This window comes from Asticcacaulis sp. P2_C5, from assembly GCF_056404555.1.
In genome coordinates, this window is record NZ_JBFUDU010000006.1 from 331,543 (window position 1) to 357,645 (window position 26,103).

General features: G+C 60.9%; 24 protein-coding genes. 8 read left to right on the forward strand and 16 right to left on the reverse strand.

Annotation, left to right across the window (positions count from 1 at the left end; genetic code table 11):
* Window positions 1-143 precede the first annotated feature (143 nt).
* Window positions 144-1,163: a glycosyltransferase gene (locus AC1DXO_RS13180; protein ID WP_476978615.1), complete on the forward strand. Its 1,020-nt coding sequence runs from the start codon at window positions 144-146 to the stop codon at window positions 1,161-1,163.
* Between the two features lie 65 nt (window positions 1,164-1,228).
* Window positions 1,229-2,116 carry a glucosamine inositolphosphorylceramide transferase family protein gene (locus AC1DXO_RS13185; RefSeq protein WP_476978616.1) on the forward strand — a complete coding sequence of 296 codons (888 nt, stop codon included), beginning with the start codon at window positions 1,229-1,231 and terminating at the stop codon, window positions 2,114-2,116.
* 207 nt (window positions 2,117-2,323) lie between these two features.
* Here the strand turns inward: AC1DXO_RS13185 and AC1DXO_RS13190 are convergent, their stop codons facing one another.
* The 4 genes from AC1DXO_RS13190 to AC1DXO_RS13205 form a co-directional block, all read right to left on the reverse strand.
* A complete protein-coding gene (locus AC1DXO_RS13190) occupies window positions 2,324-3,391 on the reverse strand; it encodes an aspartyl protease family protein (RefSeq protein ID WP_476978617.1) in 1,068 nt (355 codons plus the stop codon).
* Window positions 3,392-3,456: 65 nt separating this feature from the next.
* Window positions 3,457-3,891, reverse strand: a complete 435-nt coding sequence (locus tag AC1DXO_RS13195) for a hypothetical protein (RefSeq protein ID WP_476978618.1) — start codon at window positions 3,889-3,891, stop codon at window positions 3,457-3,459.
* Between the two features lie 245 nt (window positions 3,892-4,136).
* Entirely contained in the window at window positions 4,137-4,454 is a 318-nt protein-coding gene (locus AC1DXO_RS13200; protein ID WP_476978619.1) for a hypothetical protein, read from the reverse strand.
* A gap of 32 nt (window positions 4,455-4,486) precedes the next feature.
* On the reverse strand, window positions 4,487-5,047 hold the full coding sequence (locus AC1DXO_RS13205; RefSeq protein WP_476978620.1) for an HNH endonuclease: 561 nt from the start codon (window positions 5,045-5,047) through the stop codon (window positions 4,487-4,489).
* Window positions 5,048-5,282: 235 nt separating this feature from the next.
* Between AC1DXO_RS13205 and gluQRS the strand changes: the two genes are divergently transcribed.
* Window positions 5,283-6,077 (forward strand): tRNA glutamyl-Q(34) synthetase GluQRS, encoded by a 795-nt coding sequence (gene gluQRS, locus AC1DXO_RS13210; RefSeq protein ID WP_476978621.1) that lies wholly within the window; start codon window positions 5,283-5,285, stop codon window positions 6,075-6,077.
* A gap of 83 nt (window positions 6,078-6,160) precedes the next feature.
* On the opposite strand, the gene AC1DXO_RS13215 is transcribed toward gluQRS, so the two are convergent.
* Both AC1DXO_RS13215 and AC1DXO_RS13220 read right to left on the reverse strand, forming a co-directional pair.
* A complete protein-coding gene (locus AC1DXO_RS13215) occupies window positions 6,161-8,806 on the reverse strand; it encodes a calcium-binding protein (protein WP_476978622.1) in 2,646 nt (881 codons plus the stop codon).
* Between the two features lie 423 nt (window positions 8,807-9,229).
* Window positions 9,230-9,433: a cold-shock protein gene (locus AC1DXO_RS13220; RefSeq protein WP_476978623.1), complete on the reverse strand. Its 204-nt coding sequence runs from the start codon at window positions 9,431-9,433 to the stop codon at window positions 9,230-9,232.
* 315 nt (window positions 9,434-9,748) lie between these two features.
* Between AC1DXO_RS13220 and AC1DXO_RS13225 the strand changes: the two genes are divergently transcribed.
* The 3 genes from AC1DXO_RS13225 to AC1DXO_RS13235 are packed head-to-tail and all read left to right on the forward strand — an operon-like array spanning window position 9,749 to window position 12,605.
* Window positions 9,749-10,843, forward strand: coding sequence for an alpha/beta hydrolase fold domain-containing protein (locus AC1DXO_RS13225; RefSeq protein WP_476978624.1), 1,095 nt, complete (start codon window positions 9,749-9,751; stop codon window positions 10,841-10,843).
* Window positions 10,840-12,090: a cytochrome P450 gene (locus AC1DXO_RS13230; RefSeq protein ID WP_476978625.1), complete on the forward strand. Its 1,251-nt coding sequence runs from the start codon at window positions 10,840-10,842 to the stop codon at window positions 12,088-12,090. Before AC1DXO_RS13225 ends, AC1DXO_RS13230 begins: the two co-directional genes overlap by 4 nt.
* On the forward strand, window positions 12,087-12,605 hold the full coding sequence (locus AC1DXO_RS13235) for a DUF1285 domain-containing protein (RefSeq protein ID WP_476978626.1): 519 nt from the start codon (window positions 12,087-12,089) through the stop codon (window positions 12,603-12,605). The genes AC1DXO_RS13230 and AC1DXO_RS13235 overlap by 4 nt, the downstream gene beginning before the upstream one ends.
* A gap of 7 nt (window positions 12,606-12,612) precedes the next feature.
* On the opposite strand, the gene AC1DXO_RS13240 is transcribed toward AC1DXO_RS13235, so the two are convergent.
* Window positions 12,613-13,677, reverse strand: coding sequence for a thioredoxin domain-containing protein (locus AC1DXO_RS13240; protein WP_476978627.1), 1,065 nt, complete (start codon window positions 13,675-13,677; stop codon window positions 12,613-12,615).
* Between the two features lie 183 nt (window positions 13,678-13,860).
* On the opposite strand from AC1DXO_RS13240, the gene AC1DXO_RS13245 reads away from it, so the two are divergent.
* On the forward strand, window positions 13,861-14,334 hold the full coding sequence (locus AC1DXO_RS13245; RefSeq protein WP_476978628.1) for an RcnB family protein: 474 nt from the start codon (window positions 13,861-13,863) through the stop codon (window positions 14,332-14,334).
* A gap of 37 nt (window positions 14,335-14,371) precedes the next feature.
* Here AC1DXO_RS13245 and AC1DXO_RS13250 read toward each other — a convergent pair whose 3' ends face one another.
* Entirely contained in the window at window positions 14,372-15,646 is a 1,275-nt protein-coding gene (locus tag AC1DXO_RS13250; RefSeq protein WP_476978629.1) for a sensor histidine kinase, read from the reverse strand.
* A gap of 111 nt (window positions 15,647-15,757) precedes the next feature.
* Between AC1DXO_RS13250 and AC1DXO_RS13255 the strand changes: the two genes are divergently transcribed.
* On the forward strand, window positions 15,758-16,153 hold the full coding sequence (locus tag AC1DXO_RS13255; RefSeq protein ID WP_476978630.1) for a hypothetical protein: 396 nt from the start codon (window positions 15,758-15,760) through the stop codon (window positions 16,151-16,153).
* Window positions 16,154-16,182: 29 nt separating this feature from the next.
* Here the strand turns inward: AC1DXO_RS13255 and AC1DXO_RS13260 are convergent, their stop codons facing one another.
* The 8 genes from AC1DXO_RS13260 to AC1DXO_RS13295 all read right to left on the reverse strand — a co-directional run bounded on the left by AC1DXO_RS13260 (window position 16,183) and on the right by AC1DXO_RS13295 (window position 26,071).
* Complete coding sequence (locus tag AC1DXO_RS13260) at window positions 16,183-17,169, reverse strand: hypothetical protein (protein ID WP_476978631.1); 987 nt, start codon at window positions 17,167-17,169, stop codon at window positions 16,183-16,185.
* Between the two features lie 81 nt (window positions 17,170-17,250).
* Window positions 17,251-17,691, reverse strand: a complete 441-nt coding sequence (locus AC1DXO_RS13265) for a hypothetical protein (protein ID WP_476978632.1) — start codon at window positions 17,689-17,691, stop codon at window positions 17,251-17,253.
* 16 nt (window positions 17,692-17,707) lie between these two features.
* Window positions 17,708-19,627, reverse strand: a complete 1,920-nt coding sequence (gene dxs, locus AC1DXO_RS13270; RefSeq protein ID WP_476978649.1) for a 1-deoxy-D-xylulose-5-phosphate synthase — start codon at window positions 19,625-19,627, stop codon at window positions 17,708-17,710.
* Window positions 19,628-19,693: 66 nt separating this feature from the next.
* Window positions 19,694-20,605 carry a polyprenyl synthetase family protein gene (locus tag AC1DXO_RS13275; RefSeq protein ID WP_476978633.1) on the reverse strand — a complete coding sequence of 304 codons (912 nt, stop codon included), beginning with the start codon at window positions 20,603-20,605 and terminating at the stop codon, window positions 19,694-19,696.
* Window positions 20,606-20,736: 131 nt separating this feature from the next.
* Window positions 20,737-20,973, reverse strand: a complete 237-nt coding sequence (locus tag AC1DXO_RS13280) for an exodeoxyribonuclease VII small subunit (RefSeq protein ID WP_476978634.1) — start codon at window positions 20,971-20,973, stop codon at window positions 20,737-20,739.
* The gene (locus tag AC1DXO_RS13285; RefSeq protein WP_476978635.1) at window positions 20,970-21,608 is read right to left on the reverse strand and encodes a histidine phosphatase family protein; all 639 of its coding nucleotides are present in this window, start codon (window positions 21,606-21,608) and stop codon (window positions 20,970-20,972) included. Before AC1DXO_RS13285 ends, AC1DXO_RS13280 begins: the two co-directional genes overlap by 4 nt.
* Window positions 21,609-21,792: 184 nt before the next feature.
* The gene (locus AC1DXO_RS13290) at window positions 21,793-23,031 is read right to left on the reverse strand and encodes a class I SAM-dependent methyltransferase (protein ID WP_476978636.1); all 1,239 of its coding nucleotides are present in this window, start codon (window positions 23,029-23,031) and stop codon (window positions 21,793-21,795) included.
* Window positions 23,032-23,197: 166 nt separating this feature from the next.
* Window positions 23,198-26,071 carry a TIM-barrel domain-containing protein gene (locus AC1DXO_RS13295; RefSeq protein WP_476978637.1) on the reverse strand — a complete coding sequence of 958 codons (2,874 nt, stop codon included), beginning with the start codon at window positions 26,069-26,071 and terminating at the stop codon, window positions 23,198-23,200.
* Between the last annotated feature and the right edge of the window lie 32 nt (window positions 26,072-26,103).

Here is a 26,103-nt window from a genome sequence, read left to right on the forward strand (position 1 = left end):
CGCGCATCGCGAACCTGATGTCGTTTGTGACATTTTTTGCAACCCGGGTGCGGGTTGTCGCGTGTGGCTGTGTCTTCAAATTGGAGGGGCTCGTTACGCGCGTATGCCCGGGTCTCCGAAAAAGAAAAAATGGGGCACAGGGTATGCGTCTGCTGAACATCATGCTGACCCGCGTCAAGGGCGGCGACGGCCTTATGGCGCGCCACTATCATGAGGCGCTGAGTGACGAAGGCTTCGACGTACAAAGCATCGGAGAGCCGTCGGGCATGCTGGCCGACATTACATCCGGACACGGTTTCCGGCCGCTTAAAACCCACGCCATCCACGATCCGATCGCCGCCATGACCCTGGCCGGATATGTCCGCGCCTTCCGTCCTGACCTGGTCATCGCCCACGGCAACCGCGCCGGGCGCCTGTGCATGATGCCGTTCATCGGTACGCGGTCGCGCACGGTCCAGGTCCTGCACACCCCGACCGTCAAGCGCCACCTGAAGCGCATCACTGCCGCGCTGTGTGTCAGCGACGCCGTGCGCGACCAGGCCAGCGCCGCCTTCCCCGACCTGCGCGTCTTCGACATGGCCAATTTCTCGCACCTGCGCGCCATGCCCGTCAAAAGCGCGCCAGGTTCCGTGCCGGTGATCGGCGCCATGGGGCGGCTCCACACCATCAAGGGTTTCGATGTGCTGCTGCGCGCCGCCGCACAGTTACGCGACTCCGGCCAGGCCTTTCGCCTGAAACTTGCCGGCGACGGTCCGGAATTGTCCGGCCTGAAAGCGCTGTGCCGCGAACTGAACCTCGACACTTGCGTCGAATTTTGTGGCTGGGCTGCCGATCCCTTAACATTCCTGTCCAGCGTAGACTTGTTTGTCGTGCCATCGCGCTACGAATCGTTCGGTCTCGTGCTGATCGAAGCCATGGCTGCCGGCGTCCCCGTCGTCGCATCCGATACCGAAGGCCCGCGCGCGGTGTTGAAAGCCGGACAATTCGGCGCCCTGTTCCAGAACGAAGACGCTTCGGCCCTGGCCGCAGCCGTCGGACAGGCCTTCGCCAACTGGGGCCGGTTCCGTGACCAGGCTCTGGCGGCACAGACCTACGCCATCGAGGCCTTCGGTTTCGACGCCGGCCGACGCCGGTTACGTACCGCGATCGAGTCCCTGGCCTGACGGTTGTTGACTGCGGGGCCGCTTCCCGTCAATGACTGAGCCCTACCCATTCGGAGCCCCTTGCAATGATCGATCTGTGGCATGTGGGCTTCCTCAATCGCCCGATGTCTGACGCCCTGACGCCCGGCGCTCTGGCCGCTTCCCAGATCACCTGGCTTCCCGATCCCGGCCCGTTCCGCTTCATTGCCGACCCCTTCGGCATGAGAACCGAAGACGGCATGACGATCTTCGTCGAAGCCTATGATTATCGCATCAAGCGTGGCGAAATCCACTATTACAGCTACGATAAGACGCAGAACCTGACGGCCAGCGGACAGGCCCTGTTGCGCCCGTTCCACCTGTCCTATCCCTATCTTATCCGGGATGGGGGCGAACTCTACATGCTGCCGGAAGCTCACCGCAGTGGCGCTCTCACGCTTTATCGCTGCACGCGTTTCCCCGATCAGTGGGCGCCCGCCGAGCGTCTGCTGGAATTGCCGGCGATCGATGCCACAATCGCGCAACACGACGGTCGGTGGTGGATGTTCTACGCCCTGCCCGGTCCCGACGGCCGAGCCATGCGGGAATTGCACATCGCCTGGGCCGACCGTCTGCAGGGACCGTGGCACCAGCACGCCGCCAATCCGGTGCGCCAGGGCTACGAATCATCGCGTCCTGGCGGCAATCCCTTCGTCCATGACGGCGCGCTTTATCTGCCGATGCAGGACTGTGTCGGGACCTACGGCGCGGCCCTGAACCTGCTGCGTATCGACACCCTGACGCCGGACAGATTCTCGGCGGAAAGCGTCGCTCGCCTGTCGCCGGAGGGCCTGAGAGACGGCTATGGCGACGGACTGCATACCCTGGCAGGCTCCGACGACGTGACCTTCATCGATGTCAAACGGATCGAACGCTCCTGGCGTGAACCGTTCATCCGGCTGGAGCACAAGCTGCGCCGCGCGTTCCGGCGCTGAGCACGGCACGCCTTGGCGGGTCGCCTCGACAAGCGGTGCCCCAGAGATCGCAAAGCACATTACAGGGATGGCACATCTAGCGTATGGCGTTAGAGCGCAATCCGATAAAGTGGATGCCACCGCACGGGCGGCCCCGTTTTCGGTTAAATTGCGCGGCAAAACAAACAATTAGAGTGAAATGACGATTCTACCTAAAGTCATTTCGCTCTAGCCGACGGCTGGGTCCGGCAGGACACCGCGGGCGATGGAACGGCCGACAGCCCGATCGTCGAGCGAGCTCGCCAGTTCAAAGCGGATTTCGCGTGTTCGGTAATCGATCGTAACACTGCCGAACTGACGCAGGAAATCCATGCCGATCAGCAGGGCGGGCCGCTTGTCGAGGCCCCAGTTGGCAAAATTCGGAACATCGGCGATGGCCAGGGTGCCGTTGTTGAAGTTCAGGGCCTGCATGCGAATATTCCTGATCGGGATCATGCGACCGATGGCTTCGCCACCGGTAACGCCGGTCAGGACGATGATACCGACGTCAGACGGCGGTCGTTTGCGCCGTCCCAGGGCCGCGTGGAGCGCCAGATTGCCGACGGAGATTTCGGCACCACTGTCGATAAAGGCGCCGGTGCGGACGCCATCGACCCAGCAGTCGCCGGCCTGCAGCCGGCCGTCCTTGCCCGAAACCTGGACCCGCGTCGTGTTATGTTGTGGATCGAACACCGAAAAACTGCTGCGCCCGGAATCGATACGCACGAGATGGTTCTCGAAATCGAAGGTAACACGGGTCTTGTTGATGGCGTCGAGTCCGAGATAGCCGTCACAGCCGAGAAGACCACGCGGCAGAATCGGCACCGGCATGTCCTTGCGCTTGAAAGGCCCGAACGCCAACTCGGCCAGGGTGGTGGATTCTGCCGGAATCTGCCGCGCCAGGCCGTCGACGACGACCTTATCGCCATGAACCACGCCCAGCTCGCGCGCCACGTCGTCGGCAATCACTGATCGCTCGGCGCCGGTATCGACGATGAAACGGTACGGTCCCCTGCCATTGATCCGCACCTCGATCGTCATACGGCGATTGGCTTCGCTGCGCGCGGCGATATCGGCCGCCAGGCCATCTGGTCCATCTGGTCCGTCTGGTTCAGCCGGGAGTGTCGCAGGTGGTGCCGCCTGAGCCAGCACAAGGCCTGGTGCAAACGCAGCGGCCGCGACTGCGGCAACAAGCCCGCGGCGCGACATATCGGTGGCCGGAGTCCGACCCATGGTAAAGTGTGACAGCGCGCGCATCTTGCCTCCCCGGTTATTATGTTTTGTCCGGCGCGAGCCGATGGTAGCATAACCGCGCTACTTTGCTAATAGGGTAACGGGTGGATGTCGGGCGGCGTCCATGCCCGGCGCGCCTGGGTGGAAAACAGCCGCTCCCGGCTCCAGTAGGCCAATAACCAGTCGGAGCGACCGAGGTTTGTCGCCATCAGCCGGTTGGCAATATCACAGACGGAATGATCGGGCGCAAACCGCGACATGAAGGCCGCTGCCGCGCGGATCGAGGCCTGGGTTATGGTGTCATGATAGCCCGTGATGTCGGTGTTGCGCGTGCCGCTGGCTTCGTTATAGCGCTGGATAATGGGCGGCAGGGTTTCGCTGAGCGTCCCCGATTCATAACGCAGCAGCCACAGGGCTGCGGCGAAGTGGGCGGCATGGGTCCAGGCCGGTTTCGGCAAGGTGGCGGCGACCAGGCGCGAGGTCAGGTCGGCGATTTCGGCGTCGGTGCGAAAATAGAGGATCATTTCGGGGCTTTCTCGTCTGGCCCGGACCGCGCATGGAAAAACCCCGCCGGTCGGGGCGGGGCTGTCGGGTTTGCCATTTGGGTATTTGGGCGACTTGGGCGGACCGTCAGGTCCTGAGTACGTCCAACCGGGCATGCGACAGCACCGCACAAGGGCGGCATTGCTGTTGCTGGGCATGGTTGAAAAGGACGGTCATGGGCAAGGGTTACGGCGCTGTGATTTTCGTGTCAAGCCACCAGCACGACTTAACGGCCTTCGAAATCGAAACTGGTGCGCAGATGTTCTAGTATGGTTTCACGCACCTCGTCATCGGCGTGGCCAAGATCGAAAGTCGCATCGCCGTTATCCTGAATGTGGATCTGCACCCGTTCGCCCATAAAGATGAAGCTGTGATGCTTGCGGCCGAACAACCACTTGCGCCGGGCCTCGATGCGTACGCCGAGACAGGTCTGCAAGGCGCTGGTCAGAGGCTCCAGCGGCGTACGCGTCTTGCCGCGCGGACGCGGGAAATTCACCACGCCAAAGACACGCCTGTCCATTTCAAACCGCACGGGTGACGACATATTCTATGCCAAACCAGACCTGATAAAACCCTCTACGCTTCCAGAAGCGTATCCCAATACAGGTAATCTATCCAACTTTCGTGAAGATAGTTAGGGGGAAAACGCCGGCCAAGTTCCTGCAATTGATACATTGTCGGACGGTGTGGGTTTTTTGTCGGCATCATGCGCGCCTGCTGGGGAGTTTTTCCCCCCTTGCGCAAGTTGCACGGTGCGCAAGCTGTCAGGATGTTGTTCCAGGTCGATTTTCCACCCTGGCTGACCGGCAGGACGTGGTCGAAGGTCAGGTCGGCGGGTGATCCGCAATACTGACAGCAGAAACGATCGCGCAGGAAGACATTGTAACGCGTGAAAGCCGGGGGCCGGTTCTGGTCGATATAGGTTTTCAGCGACACCACGCTGGGCAGCAGCATCTTCATCGATGGCGAGTGGATTTCGATATCGTAGTTCGACACCACGTCGACGCGTTCTTCAAAGACCGCCTTGACGACATCCTGCCACGGCTTGGTCGACAAGGGATAATAGGACAAAGGCCGGAAATCGGCATTGAGCACGAGGGCGCGCCAGTCGTGCGGCGGAGCTTTCAGAACCTGCATGGCCATCTCCTGTCCATGGGGTTCACACGATATGCACTATCAGGTTTGAAGACGGACCTCCTTGTGACAGCAGCGGGCAGCTCGAAAACCCGAGCCTGTGGATAGTTTGACTCCGATTCCTCACAAAAGAAACGACAAATTTTTATGACAGGTGTGCGTTGCAAAAATAACGCCCCGATTTGCACCGGGCGGACATCAGGCTATGCTGGCCGTCTTATAAAACTTGCAGATTGTCATGGCTGTACGGACCCGTTTCGCCCCCTCACCCACCGGCTACCTTCATCTGGGTCACGCCTTCAGCGCCCTGACGGCGTATGACTTCGCGCGCCATCACGGCGGCGAATTTATCCTGCGTATCGAGGATATCGACCACACCCGCTGCCGGCCGGCATTCGAACAGGCCATTTACGATGACCTGCATTGGCTGGGTCTTGATTGGCTTGAGCCTGTCCTGCGCCAGAGCGAACATCTGGTTGATTATCAGGCGGCATTGGACCGGCTGCGCAATATGGGTGTCCTCTATGCCGACAGCCGGACGCGCAAAGGCCAGGCCGAGGCCGCGCTGAGCGCGCTGCAGGAAGACGACGCCACAAGCGATCCGGCTCCGGCCCAGCCGGCCTGGCGGTTATCGGTCGAGGCGGCGCAACGCCATATTGCCCGACCGCTTGTCTTTACCGACCTGGCGACCGGCGAGCACGCTGCCCAGCCCACGATCAATGGCGATGTCATTCTGGGGCGCAAGGATATCGGAGTCGCCTATCACCTGGCCGTCGTGATCGACGATGCGCGCCAGGGCATCACCCATGTCGTGCGCGGTCAGGACCTGTTCGACGCCACCCATACCCAGGTTTTGCTGCAGGCTTTGCTCGGCCTGACGACGCCTCAGTATTTTCATCACCCGTTGCTGCTCGACGACCAGGGACGCCGGCTGGCCAAGCGCAAGGGCTCCAAAGCGTTGCGCGATTATCGTGACGATGGCCAGACGGCGGACGGTGTTCGGGAAATGCTGGATCAAACACCCAAAACATAGAGAAGCGCAGACGGCCCGAAAACCGCCTGCGCTCTGGAACGCTCTACACAGTTCGTCGATATAGAGGCAGATAATGGCGCGGACTACCAGATGACATGACCTGTCAGGTCGGCCACCAGGGTTGTTTGAACAGTAATGATCGATCCCCCTCCGAGATCGATAACCGTATCGTTTCCGACCTGTAAAACCGTTATTCCGCCGCCATTGGCGACGCCATGACTGATCGCGTTGAGATGAATCCGGTCCCCCTGCCCGGCCGAAAAATCCGTAATGACGGCCTGGTTGGCGACATCATCGAAGACAAACAGATCGGCGCCCAATCCGCCGGTCAGCCGGTCGGCGCCACCGCGTCCGCGGATAAGATTGTTGCCGTCATTGCCGATGATAATATTGGCCAGGTCGTTGCCGACACCCGTCGTGTTGCCGGTGCCCCTCAGGATCAGGTTCTCGACATTGGCTGAAAGGGTCAGGCTGATCGTGGCATTGACCAGGTCCACGCCCTCGCCGGCATATTCCCCCAGTGTGTCCGAAGCGTCGCTGACGAAGTAGACATCGTTGCCCGTGCCGCCCCGCATGACCACGCCGGCCGATCCGCGCAGGGAATCGTTGCCGTCGCCGCCCCACAGAATGTCGAGCCCGTTGCCGCCCCATAGCCTGTCATTGCCGGCGCCGCCGCGGAGCACGTCGTTGCCGTCCTGGCCGTAGAGGCTGTTGTCGCCATCATTGCCGGTGATGCTGTTGTTGGCGGCATTACCGACGGCATTGATCGTGTCCCACCCCGTCAGGGTGATGACCTCGATTTCCTGTCCGAACGAGTTGAACGTAACGGACGACCGCACCTGGTCGACGCCGCCGCCTACAGCCTCGACGATCCTGTCGCCCGTATCGTCGACATAGTAGGTATCGTCACCGCCGCCACCGATCATGGCGTCAGCCCCCCAGCGTCCGTCGATGACATTGCGCCCGTCATTGCCGCGCAGGATATTGGCCAGGCCGTTCCCGAACAGGTCGGCGTCGCCCGCGCTCATCAGGGTGATGTTCTCGATCGATTCCAGCCAGGCTTCGTCGCCGGTGACGGCGCCATAAAGCAGGATGGTGTCGGTGCCTCCGGCCTTGCCGTTGGTTTCGACAACGACGTCCTCACCTACGACTACGACATAGGTATCGTTGCCGGCGCCGCCCTTCAGGACATCCTGTCCTTCCCCGCCGTCCAGCAGATTGTTGCCGGCATTGCCGATGATCATGTTGTCGAGCAGGTTGCCGACGCCGTTGATATCGGCATTACCGGTCAGGACCAGGTCTTCGACAAAGGCGACATTCATGCGGAATGAGACCGAAGCCTCGACCGTATCGTGGCCCTGTCCGGCGCGATCGATCACCACATCACCAGCGGAATCGACGATAAAGATATCGTCACCCAGCCCGCCATCCATCGAATCATTGCCGGTGCCGCCGTCGAGATAGTCGTCGCCGCCACCGCCGCCGATCCGGTCGTCTCCGGCCAGCCCTTGCACCCAGTCGCTGCCGGCCACGCCCTGAAGCGTATCCGCCTCAGGTGTGCCGGTAAGGTGATCGCCCGATGGCAGGTAGGCGCGCATATAGACATCGGTAAAACCGTCCGAGGGATTGCGCACCCCGAACGCGGCGACGAAACCGCCAAAGGCCAGCCCGGAAACGACCAGGCCTTCGCCCCATTCGTCCGGCGCCGTTATCCGTTCGACACCGCCCACCCGTTCGCCGTCATCACCGACACGCTGGTTGTGGGTGCCCGTGCCGTCCGTCCAGGCGAATTCATAGCCTCCGTCGGTAATCGCTGCAACGGCGACGGCCTGCAGACCCGACCCGAGGAGCCCCCCGATATAGGTCGGTCCATGGAGCGGCGAGCCATCGGCGGCGAAGCGCTGGCTGAATATCTCATGGACGTTTTCCCGCCCGACATTGCCGGCGATCACATAACCCCCGTCCGGCATGGCAACCACGATGGACCGGGTCAATTCGCCATAGTCGGTAATTCTGACCGCGCCAGCGGTTTGGCCGTTCGCGTCCCAGCGTTGCGTGAAAATGGCCGCGCTATGGCCGGTATCCGATGTCCATGTGACGATAAACCCGCCGTCCGCCAGGCCGGTCACGCTGGCCGCCTCCTGCCAGGTGCGTACAAGAAAGTCGAGGAGTTCTCCATCCTTGCCGACCGCCGGCTGCCAGTCCTGCGGCGTCAGCAACTCCGGCCCGACGGCCTGGCCCGCGGCATCATAGATCTGGACGAAAACCTGATTCACGCCCTCGACATAAGCCATCCAGCTGACGGCATAGCCACCGCCGGCAATGCCGGTCAGGCTCGGTTCGTGGATGTTGTTGCCCGAAGCCGCAACGACGATGGGCGCCCCCACCGCATCGCCCGCGCTGTCGAATCTCTGGATTTCCGCGTGGTTGATATCTGCGTCAGTGATGAGATAAGCGACAGCATAGCCGCCATCATCCGTCGCCGCCACGCTGGGATATCGCGCCGAGGTGCCAGTCGCATTGATCTGGCTTTCGGCGCCGACAGGCTGGCCGTCGGCCGTATAGCGTTGGGCGTAAAGGGTTGAAGGTGTTGATCCGAAAGGATCAAAACTGGCCCAGACGATAACGTAACCGCCATCCGATAATCCGACAATGTCGGTTTGGATCTGTTCAAATGCCGTGGTGGTATTGACGACGGACTCTGGTCCGGCCAGCAAATCGATGCTCAAGATGGCGCCCCTGCAGGGGGTTGATGCCATCCGCTGTTGCGAGCCCCCTATACTCACTGACCACATGCGGTATAGGGGTCAACCTAGGCTAACATTGTTATCACCGCAAGCCCCCGGTCGTTGACCCTGGCCGTGCGGCGGCGTTTGAGCTGCAAAAGTGTAAATCGAAGCCTGCGCTTTATGTGTCAGTATCTTTGCGGGTTGGTATAAGGCTTCAAACACCGAGCGCAATCCGATAAAGTGCCAATATACGTTTCTGGCACTTTTCGGATAAATTGCGCGATTAAACAAAGAATTAGAGAAAAATGACGATTCTATCTAAAGTCATTTTGCTCTAAGCGCAGGGTGCAGCGTACATTTCATAAAAAAGCGCAGGCAACCTCGGGGGCTGCCTGCGCTCTGGAACGCTTTACTTTTGCTGGCTTACAGCAGCTTGATGTCGACGGCGGCGGTCTTGCCGCGCTCGTTCTGCAGTTCGTACGACACCTTCTGACCGTCGGCGAGGCCTTGCAGGCCGGCACGCTGGACCGCCGAGATGTGAACGAAAACATCATTGCCGCCTTCGGCGGGCTGAATAAAGCCAAAACCCTTTGTGGAATTAAACCACTTAACCGTACCTTCGGCCATGTGCGCTCTCCTTTGTCCGAGCTGTTATCGAGGCGTGAAGGGTTGCCCCTTCCCGACAATCGTCTCGGTAGCAGGCGGTTGAGACCGAAGCGGGCCGGTAAGACCGTAACGCTCAATCCCGTTAGCATAGGCAGCCAGAGTAACGGATTGTGAGGGCAGTAAGCCAGCACTCTGCGTTTTGGTCAAACAAAAACACATCGAATTTGGTGAATTGGAGGCCGTTTTCGTTGGGTTTTTGACCAAAATGTCCCACTTTCGAGCGGATTCGTGCGATAGAAGGGGCGATTATGGCAGGTTTTGCCGCTACGAGGTCCCATGTTCGCCCCTTTCCTGCGTCTTTGGCTATTGCGCCAGATCCTGTCTCTGCCCACCGCCGTGCTGCGCTTCTTTTCCGGCGGCGGTGTGGTCTATACCCACGGCCGCACGCTCGATGCGCAAATCCAGTTCCTGTGGCGAACCTGGTTCACCTCGGCCCAGAACAGGGTAACCCTGTCGCTGAGTGACAAGAGCCTGGAACAGGCGCGCCAGGAATGGCAGGAGACCGCTGCACTGTTGGGCCTGCCCGCCCACATCAAGGTCAAGGTGGAGCCTGCGTCGGGCGACACCCCGGGTTCGGGTTTTGGCGGCATCGTCATCAGGCCCGCCGCCATCGCACCGGACGCACCGCTTTTGGTCTTCTTCCATCAGGGCGGCGGGGTGCTGGGCGGGCCAGACCTTTCCAAGGCCTTCTGCGCCCTGTTTGCCCACGAGGCACGCTGCCCGGTCTTCCTGCCCGAGTATAGGCTGGCCCCGGCATACCGCTTTCCGGCGGCGCATGAAGACGCCCGCGTCGCCTTCGACTGGGCCCAGGCCAATGCCGTGCGACTGGGGTCGAAGACCGGTCAGGTCGCCATCGGCGGCGCGACCCTGGGCGCCAATCTGGCGACGCGGCTGTGCCTGGACCTCAAGCGCGATTTCAAGCCCTTGCCGGTAGCGCAGTTGCTGCTGACGCCGCTGCTCGACCTGTCGGACGCCCGCATCAAGGCCGATGACGAGGGTCTGTGGCCGATTACGGCGGCCGATCTCGACATCATGATCTCGCACTATGCCGGCGCGGGTGCCGGCGGCGACCTGGCCGATCCGCGCATCTCGCCGGCCTTCGAAAAACTGATCATCGGCCAGCCGCGCACCCTGATTGTCGCCGCCGGGCTCGATCCGCTGGCGCCACAAACCGAAGCCTTCGCCAAGAGGCTGATCGAAGCGCGCACCCAGGTCGTCTATCGCCGCTATGATACGCTGCCCCTGGGCTTCGACCTGCTGGCCGGGGTCTCCGGCGAGGTTCGCGCCGTCACGCGCGACATGGCCGTCAATTGGGTCGACCTGTTGCGGCTCAACCGCCCCGAAGTGAACGAGGCTGCGGACGCGGCATGACTGCCCGGCCGCTGCCCGAAACCGGAGATACGATAGAGCTCGACCCGCTGTCGGCCGCGTTCGCGGCCGATCCCTACCCGGTCTTTGCCCGCCTGCGCGCGCTGGAAGCGCCCTGGTACCACACCGGTTTTGATACGTGGATGCTGTCGCGGCATGCGCACGTCGCCGCGGCCACGGTCCATCCCGATTGCGTGCGGTCTCCCGAAGCGGTGATGACGGCGGACGAGATCGCCGCCCAGACCGTGCGCGACAATTGGCATGACATGCCGCATCACAGCCGGTTTGTGCAGTTTTCACTGCTCAACAGCGACGGCGAGGTCCATCGCCGACTGCGCAACCTGATCATGGCCGAGTTCCGCACCAGCGCCTTGCAGAAGCTGCGGACCGATATCGAAGCGCATGTGGCGCGCCTGCTCGACCATATCGCCGGCAACGAACGGATAGACTTTATCGCCGATTTCGCGGCCCATGTGCCCGGTCCGGTGATCGGACGCTTTCTGGGTGTTCCCGAAGCCGAATGCGGTCCGTTGCGGCGCTGGTCCGAAGACATCGTCCAGTATTTCGACGTCGACCGCAGCGATACGCGCAAGGCCCTGGCCGAGCGAGCGACGACCGAGTTCTATGCCTTTCTGAACGATCTGGCTGCCCGGCGACGGCAGCAACCCGCGGATGACCTGATCTCACGCCTGGTGGCGGCCCAGGATGCGGGCGCCCTGACCGAGGATGAATTCATCTCGACCTGCATGCTGATTCTGATGGCCGGTCATGGTTCGACGATAGATATATTGGGAAATGGCCTGCTGGCCTTGCTGCGCTTTCCCGATCAGATGCAGCGCCTGCGCGATGATCCGGGCCTGATGGCGACGGCCGTGCAGGAAATGTTCCGGTATGACGCGCCCCTGCCCTTTTTTCATCGTTTTGCCGCGAAGGATCTCGATATCGACGGCTGGCATGTACCGAAGGGCACCAGGCTGGGCTTGTTGTATGGCAGCGCCAATCGCGATGGCGATGCATTTCCCGACGCCGACCGTTTCGATGTCGGCCGATTGCCCAACCGTCATATCGCCTTTGCCTCCGGGCCACATGTCTGTCTCGGCAACCATTTGGCGCGGATGGAGTTGGAGATCGTCTTTAACGCGCTGCTTCGACGCTTTTCAGCGATCGAGCTGGCAGAAACGCCCGTGTTCAAACGCGGCCTCTCGCTGCGCGGACTTGAGCGACTCGATATCGCGGTGACCCGGTCATGAGTGATTTTCTTGCCCGCCTGCAGGCCTATGGCGACGATACACCGGCCGATGCGCCCTATCCTGTCGACCGGTGGAACCCGCCGTCCTGCGGCGATATTGACCTCACCATCAAGGTGGACGGCAGTTGGCACTATAATGGCAGCCTGATTGAACGGCCGGCCATGGTTCGGTTGTTCGCCCGGCTGTTGCGGCGGGACGGCGACGCCTATGTCCTGGTCACCCCGGTCGAAAAGCTTGGCATAACCGTCGAGGACGTGCCGTTTCTGGCCGTCGAGATGACCAGGGAAGATGGCGTACTCGTATTTCGCACCAATGCGGGGGACCGGGTGATAGCGGACGCGGCGCATCCTCTGCGTTTCGATACGACGGACGGTTTCAAACCCTATGTCCGGGTACGCGGCGGCCTGGAGGCGCGGCTGACGCGGTCCCTGGCGCAGGAAATCGCCGGTCTGGCCGAGACGGTAAATGGACGACTCTGCGTCAGGTCGAGCGACAGTGTTTTCGCGATCGACTGAACACCGCCTATTTCAGCAGGGGCGCGATGGCGTTGTCGAGGTAATGCGGGTCGTAGATGTCGCCCTCGACCACATGACCATTGACCAGGAAGGTCGGGGTGCCGGTCAGTCCGTCCCGGGTCAAATAGGCCTCATTGCGGCGGTCCATGCTGGTCAGGATGTCGTCATTACCGAAGCAGGCGTCGATCTGGTCAGGCGTCATGCCGGCGTCCCCGCCGATACGGACGAGCACGGTGGCCGCATTGACATACTGCTCGGGCATACCACCGCTGTCCATTTCCGGCTGGGCGCGCATGATGGCGTCAATGACGCTGAAATATTTGTCCGGACCGGCGCATTCGACCAGGGCATGTCCCAACCGCGCCACGCCGACATTGCCGGTTTCCATTGGGCGGTAGATATAGCGGACCTTCCCGGTCGCGACATATCTGGCGAAGAAGTCCGGCATTAGCGTTTCGTTGACGCGGGCGCAGATCGGACAGGCGACCGAGCCGTACTGGATCACGGTTATCGCGGCGTGCGGATCGCCCGACGACATGTCGGGCAGCGAGGTATCGGCGTCGGGAGGGCTGACGTTAAGCGTGGCCTCGCGATGTTTCGTGACCTTTCGGTCGACGAAATAATCGGCCGTCGCCACACGCGTGACCTGCAACCGCCAGACGCCGTCGATCCGTTTCCATGTGTCGTACGAGACATAAACCCACGCCATCTCATGTCCGGGCTTTGCGGGCAGGTCGGGCACGACAGTCATCTGCCTGACCCGGGCGGTATCGTCCTGAACGCCGACGAACGGAACCAGTATCTGAATGTTACGGCGCTGGCCGGCCGGACGGGCCCACTGAACCAGCCCTTCGGCGCTCAGAGCCTGTCCGTCGACATCGACGCCACGGAAATCGGGCGCGACGAGGTTTCGCACCACCGGAAGGTTCGATGACGACAGCGCCGTCGCCAGAGTCACATAGCGCGCCTCGATATCGGATTGCGCATCCGCCAGGGCCTGACCGGGCAGACCTGCCATGACCGCAACGGCCACGGCCAATTGCAGCAGGTATCCGATGAAGCGCCGTATCATGATGTGTATCCCCCGAATGTAAGGGCAGCACTGTGCCAGACCCGACAGGATTTACAACCCTGTGCGAGGCGCCATCGGCCTTTGCCCGATCCTTGCGAAACCTGACCGTGTTATTCATGTCGGGTTCATGCACAAAAGCGTAAATTGTGACTCATACGGGGCGATAACTTTGAAGGAATCGCAATGAAACGAGTACTGACCACAGCGGCCTTGGCCGTCATCGCCGGGAGCTTAGCGTTTGGCAGCGCAGCTTCAGCGCAAAACTACCATCACGGTGACCGCGGTTACCATGGCGGTCACGATCGCGGCGGCAATCATCACGACAACGGCGGCTGGGACCGCCATGACCGGGATCGTCACGACGGTGATTGGGATCGTCGCGGCGGCGGACGCGATCGCTATGACCGTGATGGTCGCAACTACGGTTATCATCGTGACCGTGGCTACCATAACGGCTGGCACCAACGCTCCGAGTGGCGTCGCGGCGGTTATGTCTCGCGTTACGACTACGATCGCGGTCGCTATGTCGACTACAGGTCGCATCGTCGGCTCTACGCTCCGCCCTACGGCTATGAATGGCGCCGGGTCGACGATAACTATATCCTGGTCGCTATTGCCAGCGGCCTGATCGCTTCGATCATCCTGGACAACTATTAAGCTAAATGCGGCGCTTCCCTCGGGAGGCGCCGTTTCGTTAAGCGGGCGGACGCACAGGCAATGTGAAAAAGAAGGTGGCGCCGTCTCCTGGACGGGAGGTGAAATCAATGTCACCGCCGCACAGGCGCAGGAATTTCCGGCAGGTCGACAGGCCGATACCCGTGCCGGGGTAATCTTCCTTGCGATTCAGCCGTTTGAACAGGGTGAAAAGCTGACCGCGGAACGCCGGATCGATGCCTATACCGTTGTCGCGCACGGCAATCCGCCAGACCGGACCGTCCTGCACGGCGGAGATGTGCACTTTCGGTGGATGGGCGCCGTCCTGGAACTTCAGTCCGTTGCTAATCAGGTTCTGCAGCACCACCCGCACCATGGTCAGGCTGGTGTCGACACAGGGCAGGTCGTCAAAATCTATGCGCGCACCAGTCGCTTGAATGCGCGCTTCGTTCTCGGCAATGACCTCGGCTACAACGGCGGCAATATCGACGCGCTCGCAGGTGACGGCTTCGCGGCCGATACGCGAAAAGGCCAGGATATCGCGGATCATGGCCTGCATGCGGACCGCATTGCTCTGGATGAAGCCAAGATAACGCTGCCCGTCTTCATCCAGCCGGCCGGCTGTGGCCTCGGCCAGGAAGCCGGAATAGGTGTGCATCATGCGCACCGGCTCCTGCATGTCATGCGAACAGATATAGGCAAAGCGTTCCAGTTCGTCATTGCGCTGTTCAGCAATGGCCACGGCACGGCGAGCGCTGGCGAGGGCATTGTTGATCAGGCCCCAGATCACAGTCCCCCCGACTATGCCGGCCACAGCCACACCCGTCTGATGACGCAGTATGTCCGGACTGTGCAGCTGGGTCAGTCCCAGCCAGGCGAGGACAGTAGCGCCAACCGTGACAATGAATACGCGCAGGGAGGGACTGGCCGCCGCCATGAGCAATAGGATCAGTTCGTAAGTAAACAGAGCATCTCGTTTGAATTCGGTCGATTGATTGACGGTGAAATTGCCGACAAGATGCAGGCCGACAACCAGAACCGTCAGTTCCAGCCTGAGCATAGACGGTGTGCCGCGCGTCAGGCGGAAGGCCAGGATCGCTATCACCCCAATGGATATCCGCAACGGCAGCATGACCAGGCTGACCGGATAGCTTTCCAGAAACGGGATGATGAAGACGCTGCAGACCAGATAGTAAAAGGCGATAACGGCCAGAAAGCCGCGCACGAGCGGACGATACATCCCCGCCATGTCGTCTCGGCCGAAGCGTTCGCGCGTGAGATAGCCCCTCACCCTGGCCATCAGTTGCGTCAACATGACGATGCTCCCCGGAATCCACGCCCGGTCAGGCATAGGCCCAAGCCCGCCGTTTGACAACGTTGTTATTCGGCAATTGCCCGCCGGGCGTGCCCCCGTTATATTTTCGGTATGAGCAAGAAAGGTCGCCCGCCTATCCAAAGATCGCCAACTGATAAGAAGCAGTTGAGCTATGCACGTGACTGCCGCAACGATTACGGCAACAATGACAAAGCGGCGCGCAAGGCGATCCCACGCAACAAGCAGGACAACGCGCAACGCATGCGTCGCAAAGCGAACGCGGCAACGGGCAAGATTATTGACCGGGAAGACGCTGTCGCCGACACGCTGGAGAGCTCTGTGAGGCAAGGCGCCTTCGCCAACCAAGGGCCATACAAAGTCGCCGATCTACCGCTCGGCAAATGGGTGATCCAGCAAAAAGAAAAGGCGCGGGCGCGGATAGGCGACAAGGCACGACGGCACATCAAACACGCCCAGTTTTCAACTCTTTTGGACTTGAAAACCTGAGCCGGAACGCCATTTCGGCGGCAGAGCGGTCAGATATCAAACATGAGAACAGAAATCTTGTCCCCAGCGGCAACAGCAAGTCTAGTTGGATTCAGCGCAAAGGCGCTTGTCGGCACTTCCGGGCGGTTGACCAGAATCGAACTTTTCTGTTTGCCCGTCACAATGTGCGGCCAAGCCTGAACGATTTCCCCTGTCGCCAAAGCGACCAGTTTAGGGTGTTCGTAAAGGCTGAGTAGGTGCTGGTCGCCTATCGGAAATATTGTTCCGAGTTTCGCTGACATTGGGAAAATATCCGGTGGCGAAGTTGCGTTGGGGACCGCCACCCGTACTTCATTCAAGTCTTCCTCATCGTTGATATCGCCCGCCACCGCCACCCAGAGCCGGCCCGTGGCGTCAAATGCTGCGCTGGATTCCTCGGCACAAAATGAGCCCAAGAGTCCACTCCCATCAAGATGTCCAGGATCGCTCAAGGCTAATCTCAAATCATAGCAACTGACATCGTCGATCGGATGCCATAGCCAACCGGCGCTCTTGAGGTATCGGCCATCAGATGAGACCGAAAGGCGCGAGTGAAAGAAATCCGAAGGTTTACGGTTGAGCGAGCTTGTTAATCGTTTTCCACTGGCTACGTCCTCGACTTCGAGACGATTATAGTCATCTGGGCAATGGATGAGGATGTCGCGGCCATCCGGTCCACGGGCCAGGGTTATAGGATACTCGTAGGCGCAGGCATGGTAGAAGCTGCGATTGATTTCGCGGAGAAATTTCCCCCTTTCCAAAACCAAGCCTTTAGTGCCGAGCTTCTGGTAGATAACGGCATAACTGCCGTCGGTCGACGAGACGGCCGCGTCGAACGGAAACGCGGAGGAAAAAGTACTCGGCAAGGCGTCGCCACCAAGACCATACCGGGCTCCGCCGCCGGCCCAGTCGATCAGCGTGTCGCCGTCCCAAACCAGTGATCTGAGATTTTGCGCGGTTAGGGTGATTTCCGTCACCAGCGGTGTTTTTATATGCATTGGTGGCAATTGTCCCAAGTGCAACAGTTATGGTCAAGGGGCGGGACTGAAAACTTACAGGCTTAATGCCAGCCCCTACCATCAGCGCTGTTTCTGAATCTCATACAGCCGAACGATATGTTGCGATGGCCGCCCTGTCAGGATCAGGCCACCCCAGATCAAGTCGGCCGCCGTCGCAAAGCGGTCGTCACGGCCGCTATCCTTGAAGCGGCCCTTGAGATGCCAGCCGTCGCCGTCAGCCGTGATGTCGCCGACAAAGGCGTGGGCACGGACGCGCAGTGTCGTGTCAAGCCTGTGGACTTCGATCGGCTCTCCTGCGGAAATCAGGTCGAGGATATAGCTTTGGACAGCGTCCAGGTTCGATGATTGGGCTTCGTCGATACGGGTTTCCAGCAACAGCAGTTCACCCAGCCGCGCGCGACCTTTCAAGGTTATAGAGGTCAGCTTCGGCAACAATTCAGCCGCCGCCGGCTCAGAGCCGCCGCCGAACATCTTCGCCAGTCCATCGATTAGCCCCCGCATCGTCCCCCAAATAGCTTTAGCCGCTGACCACCTTCGCCGCCAGAGCCTCTTCCAGCCCAAGCGCTTTCAGCGCCGTCATGACGATGCCATGGGCGTCGAGACCGGCCTGGGCATACTGGTTCGCCTGGCTGTCCTGATCCTGATAGATGTCGGGCAGGGTCAGGGTACGGATCTTCAACCCGGCATCCAGCGCCCCCTCACCCGCCAGGAACTGCAGCACAAAGGCGCCGAAACCACCGACCGCGCCTTCTTCGATCGTGATCAGGCATTCATGGTGACGGGCCAGTTGCAGGATCATCGCCTTGTCCAGCGGCTTGGCGAAGCGGGCATCGGCGACCGTGGTCGAGAGGCCGCGCGCCGCCAGCATGTCGGCGGCCTTCAACGATTCCTGCAACCGCGCCCCCAGCGACAGGATGGCGATCTTGGAACCTTCGCGGACGATGCGGCCCTTGCCGATTTCCAAAGGAGCGGCCATGTCGGGAATGTCGATGCCGATACCTTCACCGCGTGGATAGCGAAAGGCGCACGGCCCTTCGTCATAGGCCGTGGCGGTCGCGATCATCGCCGCCAGTTCGGCCTCGTCCGACGCCGCCATGATCATCATCTGCGGCAGGGCGCCGAGATAGCCGATATCGAACGAACCGGCATGGGTGGCGCCATCGGCGCCGACCAGCCCCGCCCGATCAAGCGCAAAACGCACCGGCAGGTTCTGCAGACTGACGTCGTGCGCCACCTGGTCGTAGCCGCGTTGCAGGAAGGTCGAATAGATGGCGCAGAACGGTTTCATACCTTCAGCAGCCAGGCCGGCGGCGAAGGTCACGGCGTGCTGCTCGGCTATGCCGACGTCGTAGCAGCGTGTCGGAAAGATTTCAGCAAAGCGGTCGAGGCCGGTGCCCGACGGCATGGCAGCGGTGATGGCGACAATCTTGTCGTCGCGCTGCGCCTGTTTGATCAGTTCGGCGGCGAAGACATCGGTATAGCTCGGCGCGTTGGCCTTGGGCCGCGCCTGTTCGCCGGTGACGACATCGAACTTCGCCACGCCATGATATTTGTCCGACGCAGCCTCGGCCGGAGCATAGCCCTTGCCTTTCTGCGTCACGACATGGACGAGGACCGGGCGGTCGTTGATTTCCCTGACCCGGCGCAGGACCGTGCACAGGTGCTCCATATTGTGACCGTCGATCGGACCGACATAGTAGAAGCCCAGTTCCTCGAAAAAGGTGCCACCGGTGACCCAGGTACGCGACAGTTCTTCGGACTTACGCACCATTTCGAAGATCGAGCGCGGCAGGCGCTCGGCGACGCTCTTGCCCCAGCGGCGGAACGACTGGTAGGCGCCGCCTGATACCAGATTGGCGAGATAGGCGCTCATACCACCGACCGGAGGGGCAATCGACATGTCGTTGTCGTTGAGAATGACGGTCAGGTTGCGCGTCGTTTCGGCGGCATTGTTCATCGCCTCATAGGCCATGCCGGCCGACAGGCTGCCGTCGCCGATAACGGCGATGACCTTGTTGTTTTCGCCCTTTTGGTCGCGGGCGGCGCAGAAGCCAAGGGCGGCCGAGATCGAGGTCGCGGCATGGGCGGCGCCGAACGGATCGTAAGGGCTTTCCGAACGCTTGGTGAAACCCGACAGGCCTCCCCCCTGGCGCAGGGTGCGGATACGGTCGCGGCGGCCGGTCAGGATCTTGTGCGGATAGCATTGGTGACCGACGTCCCAGATCAGGATGTCGCGCGGCGTCTCGAAGATATGGTGCACAGCGACCGTCAACTCGACGACACCGAGCGCCGAACCGAGATGGCCTCCGGTCCGCGAGACGACATCGATGGTCTCGGCACGCACCTCGTCGGCCAGCGCCTTGACCTGGGTCGGGCTCAGATTGCGGATGGCCTGCGGGTCGTGCAGGCTGTCGAGGACGGGAGTCAAGGGGGGCAAGTCAGCCAAACCGGTTTCACGCGCTACAAGATAAGGGCGCGTTGTTACCGCCTGTTTCGGCGATGGTCAATTGCGCCGATGAAGGACGAAGTCAACACTCTCGCGTAAGTATCGCGCCTTTCCGCCGAAAATATCAAGACGGGACTTGGCCTGTTCGCTCAATATTTTGACGCGGCTTTTCGCCTCATCCAGGCCGAGCAGGGTCACGAAATTCGTCTTGCCGCGGGCAGCGTCCTTGCCGGCGGCCGCCTTGCCCATCTCTTCCGGATCGCCCTCGATATCGAGGACGTCGTCGGCAATCTGGTAGGCCAGCCCCAGGTCCTGGGCGAAGTGGGTCATGGCCATGCCGTCGCGGTCGGAAACGTCGGCAATGACCAGCGGAATCTGGAAAGCGTAAACGATCAGGGCGCCGGTTTTCAGGCGCTGCATCCGCGCCACGCCGCCGAGATCGTCAGGCACGCCCAGAAGGTCGATCATCTGGCCGCCGGCCATGCCCAGCGCACCCGCGGCCTGGGCCAGCATGCGGACCAGTTCGCAGCGGACCAGCGGATCGTCGTGCGTATCCTCGCTGGCCATGATCTCGAAGGCGACGCTTTGCAGGGCGTCACCGGCCAGGACGGCGGTAGCTTCGTCATAGGCGCGATGGACGGTCAGCCGGCCGCGGCGGATATCGTCGTCGTCCATGCACGGCAGGTCATCATGAACCAGACTGTAGGCGTGGATGCATTCCAGGGCACAGGCGGCGCGCAGCACGCTGTTGGAGTCGGCATCGAACAACCGGCCGGTTTCGAGGGCGAAAAACGGACGCAGGCGCTTGCCGGGGCCCAGTGCGGCGTAACGCATGGCTTCGGTCAGGCGGCATTCCGGTCCTTCGCCGCGCGGCAGCAACTGATCCAACACCACGGTCACCAGGTCGGCAGTCTCGGCCATCCGTTGCTGAAGCGGCGGCAGGTCGGTATTGGCGGCCACGGGTGTCACTGAATCGGGTCTCTCTTATGTTTGATGTCCGGGCTTTCTGAAGCCCGGCAAGCGCACCAAAAAACGTTCTTGGGCGCCCGAGCCTTTGCGAGGTGAAGCCTGCGTGGCGTCTGAACGCAAAACAGCCTCCTTTATTCGAATGCAGCTGGGACAACGCCTTCGACAGCGCCGGTCTTCGACAGGGAAATCTTCTCGACCTGCAGGCGCGCGGCTTCGAGGCGGGCTTCGCAGAGCGCCTTCAATTCAGCGCCCTTTTGATAAAGTTCCAATGACTTTTCGAGCGGTGCCTGGCCCGATTCGAGTTCGGTGACGATCTTTTCCAGTTGCTTCAAAGCATCTTCGAAAGACAGTTCGGGAGTTTCGGTCATAGGCGGCCCTTCTTCAGTTCGTAGCGACGGCACCCCCAGTATTTGAACCCCTGCTCTACCGTCTTTATAAAGCCCATTTTCTTCAGTTCAAGGCTGATCATCAGGTTGAAATAGCCGTGCGCCAGAACCAGGACGTCGCCGCCTTCGCGCGCCTTGTCGACCAGGAAGTCAGCAGCCTTCTTGGCGCGTATCTCCGCCTGGGCGCGGGTCTCCCCGCTTTCGTGGCGGTCACTGTACCACCACCACAGGCGCGACACCGTGCCCCAGCCCCACGACTTGGGTGACAGCTTGATCCAGGTCGGCAGATGCGGCGGCGGCAGCGGCGCCTCGACCAGTATGTCGAGCGGCATGAAGGAGCGTCCGTGACAAACGGCCTGGGCGGTTTCGATGGCGCGACGCAGGGTCGACGAATAGATATAGCGGGCATCGCGGGCGTAGTCGTTGAGGCAGCGCGGCGGGGTCTGGCCTTCGAGGAGCCCGCCCTCCTCGTATTTGGCCCACCAGTCGCGATAACCCTTCCAGTCGAGCATCTGACGCCGCGACAGGGCCGGTTCGCCGTGGCGCACCAGCGTAATGGCGCCCATTCGCGGTGCCGTCGCCGTCGCGCCCTGATCCTTGGCTATCGTATCGTGCACCCGGCCCCCAAATCAGCCAACCCCAAACTCGGATTCGCTTTTGGCGTTAAAACAGGCGTCGTAGGTAACGTTCCTTAACGAGGGAGACAAGCCTTTTGTCGCTGCCCGGCCGTCCGATTCACAGATTGAAATAGCTAAAATAGGCGTCGACCCAGGCTTGCCCGGCTTTCAGCGTTGGACTATGTCAGTCCGCCCGCTGAAGCTCCAGATGTACCACGCTGGTGCGCTCGGTGCGGAAACCGGCCTCGCAATAGGCCAGATAGAACAGCCACAGCTTGCGGAAACTGGCGTCGAAGCCCTTGATCCGGCCTTCCTTCCAGGCGTCCTCAAACCGAAGACCCCACTGTTTCAGCGTTTCGGCATAGTCGTGACCGAACCTGAAGTCCGAGACCAGTTTCAGGCCGGCGGCACGTGTCTGCTCGACCAGTTTCGAGGCCGAGGGCAACATGCCACCTGGAAAAACGTATTTCTGGATGAAATCGGCGCGCTTGCGATAGTCGTCGAACATCTCATCGGCGATGGTGATGATCTGCAGGCCGGCCTTGCCGCCCTTTTTCAGCACGTCGTGCAGCTTGTTGAAGTAGGTGCTCCAGTAGGATTCACCGACGGCCTCGAACATTTCAATCGAGACGACGGCGTCGTACTGGCCTGTGATGTCGCGATAGTCCATCAGCTGGATATCGACCTTGTCCGAAAGCCCCAGACGCTCCATGCGTTCGATGGCGTATTCGCGCTGGGCCGGTGAAATGGTCAGGCCGGTGACCCGCGCACCGATCACCTCGGCGGCATATTGCGCGAAACCGCCCCACCCGCAGCCGATTTCGAGGACGTGCTGACCGGGCTTAAGATCGACCAGCTGCGCCAGCTTGGCGTATTTGGCGTTCTGGGCGGCGCCCAGATCCTTGTGTTCGCGGAAACGTTCGCCGGTAAACAACGCCGACGAATAGGTCATGCTCTGGTCCAGCCATTGGTCGTAGAAGCCGTTGCCGAGATCATAATGGGCAAAGATATTGCGCTTTGAGCCGGTCTTGGTGTTCTTGTTGAACATATGCAGCCATTTGTTGATCGTCCGGACGATGATATTGCCGGTGAACAACTGGCCCAGCTTGACGCTGTTCAGGGTCAGGACTTCCAGCAGGGTCGCCAGGTCCGGCGTGTCCCACTCGCCTTCACGGTAACCGTCGCAGAAGCCGATATCGCCCGAGCTCATCACGCGCTTCATGAAGTTGAAGTCCTTCACCTGCAGCGTGCCTGTCGGTCCGGCCTCCTTGCCTTCGATCGGCATATGCTGGCCGCTGGGCAGGATGACATCCAGCACACCGACCTGCCACGCCTTACGCAGCATATCGACACCCTTGCGGATGGCAAAGGGCAGGTTTTTCAGTTCAGCTTCGGGAGAGAGCGTGTTGGCTTCTGCGGACATTGGTCGACCTGTATAATGAGCGAAGACTTCTTGTACGTCGGGCCAACCAAACCGGACGCGTGGCCCTTATCGAGTATGGCGCAGAGATATAAAAAAACAAGCTGGAATGCCAAAAGGGCCAGCGTCTCCGCCGGCCCTTCGGGTAAAATCTCCCCGAGGTTTGCCGCTACCTTTTGACTGTCACCGGCTTGCCTTCATAAGCGACTTCAGCGCTGTAATCATCGAACGAGGCCGAGCTGGAGGTGCCCGGTGTGACAAAGCGGACGCGGAAGACGCGTTTGTCGACCATGCCCTTGAAGCCGCCGGTGCGCGCCCCGAGGGTCAGTTCACCGGTCAGTTCGTTGTACGACAATGGAATGCGGGTGAATTCGCCATGCGTATAGCCGTTGCTGACGCCGTCGTCCTCATAGAGGCTGAACGATCCGTCGGCGCCGGTATAGACGTTCAGCGTGATCGGCGCGCCGGGGTTTTCGGCGGCATACTGAATGACCGGCCCGACGGGCAGAACTGAGCCTGCCTTGACGAACAACGGAATTTGCGTGACCGGCGCGGAGACGTCGAGCGACTGTCCACCGGCCGATTTGGCGCCGGTATAGAAGTCGTACCAGTCGGCGCCGGCGGGCAGGTAGACGCTGCGCGAGCGGGCGCCATATTCATGGACCGGTGCGACCAGCAGGGCATGGCCGAACATGTATTCGTCCTTGATGTCCTTGACCGCGTTGTCGCTGCCGAAGTCCATCACCAGGCCGCGCATGATGGTGCCGGAATTGTAATAGGTGTCCGAGGCCGTGGCATAGATATAGGGCATCAGGCGGTAGCGCAGCTTGTCGTACCACACCATGCTGTCGCGCATGTCGCTGTTGTCGGACGAGATAATGAAAATCTCGCGCTTCACCCCCTCACCATGGCTGCGGAACAGCGGCGAAAATGCACCAAACTGGAACCAGCGCAGGTTCAACTCGTTCCATTCTTTCTGGTCTTCCGGCTTGATCTGGCTGCCGGTCGAACGGTTTTCCTGCAGGCCGGCCGCGTCGGCGCCTTGGTAACGCGCCTCCTGGGCGTAGCCGCCGATATCGTGCGTCCAGTTGGGCACGCCCGACAGCGAGAAATTCACCCCGGCCGAAATCTGGTCGGACAGGTTGTTCCAGCGGGCGACAGTATCACCGCTCCACGCCGCAGCGGCGTTGCGCTGCATGCCGGCAAAGCCTGACCGCGTCAGGATGAACTGGCGCGTATTGGGCTGGTCGACCTTCAGTCCTTCGTACATCGCCTTGGTGTTCATCAGGGCATAGGCGTTATGGACGATGGCGCCGGGTCCCATCTGAGTCGGCGTGATCAGCGAGGCAAACTCGGCCGGGCTGGTATTGGAACGCACGTCCGGCTCGGTATTGTCCATCCACCAGGCGTCGAAGCCCTTGACCACCAGGGTGTCGTGCAACTGCTTGTAATACATGTCGCGCGCCTCTTGATTATAGGGGCTGTAATGGCTGTTGAGATAGCCCGGACCGACCCAGTCGCGCGCCCCGTCCTTGACGTTCTGCGTCCACATGTAGCCCTTGGTTTCAAACGCCTTGTAATTGGCGGTATTGGCGTAGAACTTGCCCCAGATCGAAATCATGATATGGGCGTTTTCGGCGTGGACGGCGTCGACCATACCCTTCGGATCGGGGAAACGCTTGGGATCGAAGGTGTGCGAACCCCACTGGTCTTCCGGCCAGTAGAACCAGTCCTGTACTATGTTATCGATGGGCCAGCCGCGTGCACGGTAGTCCTTAAGGACGCCGACCAGCTGGTCCTGGGTCTCATAACGCTGGCGCGACTGCCAGAAGCCGTAGGCCCATTTCGGCATCATCGGCGCCTGGCCGGTCAGGTCACGATAGCCGCCGATCACCCCATCCATGCTGTCGGCCGAGATGAAGTAGTAGTTCAGGCCCGTGCCGGCTTCCGAAGTGAAGGTCAGGGAGTGCAGGTCGGCATCGGGCTGCGGGTTGTTGTGGGTGACGGCGACCATGCCGCCCGACGGCTTCCATTCGAGATGGAACTTGACCGGTGTCCCCTTGACGAAATCGACGGTGAAATTGTGGTACCACGGGTTCCAGTTCTGCCGCCATACGCTCAGGACCTTCTTGCCGTCCAGGGTCAGGTCGCCATAGTCCGACACATAGAGCTGCATCTTGTGCGTGCCGGTGACGTCCGACGTGAGGGCACCGTCCCACACCACCTTGACAGACTTGCCGGCAATGGCCTTGGCGTCCAGTTGCTTGGGCCAGTTGGCGGCGACGTCCGACAGGTACTGATAGTCGATCTTGGCTTCGCGCCGCGTCAGGACCAGCTTGCCGTCGACATAGTAGCGCGCCGTCAAAGCGCCGGCCTTGCCCTTGTCATCCGTCAGTTTCAGGTCACGCCCCATCGCGCCGTAGGGCGTCGGATTGCCGAAACGGGTGATCGAATTGTTATCCCACAGCACGCCGTAATTCTTGTCCGAGACGACGAACGGAATGCCGATATCCATATTGTGCTGCGACAACAGGACGTCTTCGCCATTCAGGTTCATCTGGCCGTTCTGGTGCTGGCCCAGGCCGTAAAATGCGTCCGTCGTGCCCTTGTTAAACCGGGCCTGGGTTGTGACGAAGGGCTTGCCTTCGACGGTGACCGGCGTGATGGCGAAATTGTTTTCGGTCAGGACGGCTTCGCCCTTGGCGTTGAAAAAGGTGACCAGCCCGTCGCTCAGCGACACCTTGGCCGAAGCCTTGGCGGCCTTCAGCACAACATAGCCGTTACCGCTGTCAACCGTGAAGCCACTGGTTTTCGGCTCGGCGATGGTCATCAGCGACGGCATCTGGGCCCGTTTGACGTCATCGAGGCCCAGGACGTGGATCACGCCATCGGTCATGACGTCGAGGTGCAGTTCCTTGGCCGCACCCGAATCCGGATGGACCACGATACCGGTCGGCGTCTTGTCGTAAGAGCCCGCCATGGCCGTACCGGCGCCGAGCAGCATGGCGATCATCGAGCTTGACGCCCAAATCTTCGTCTTCATCTCATCACTCCCTTTTGGTTTTTGAGGGTCAT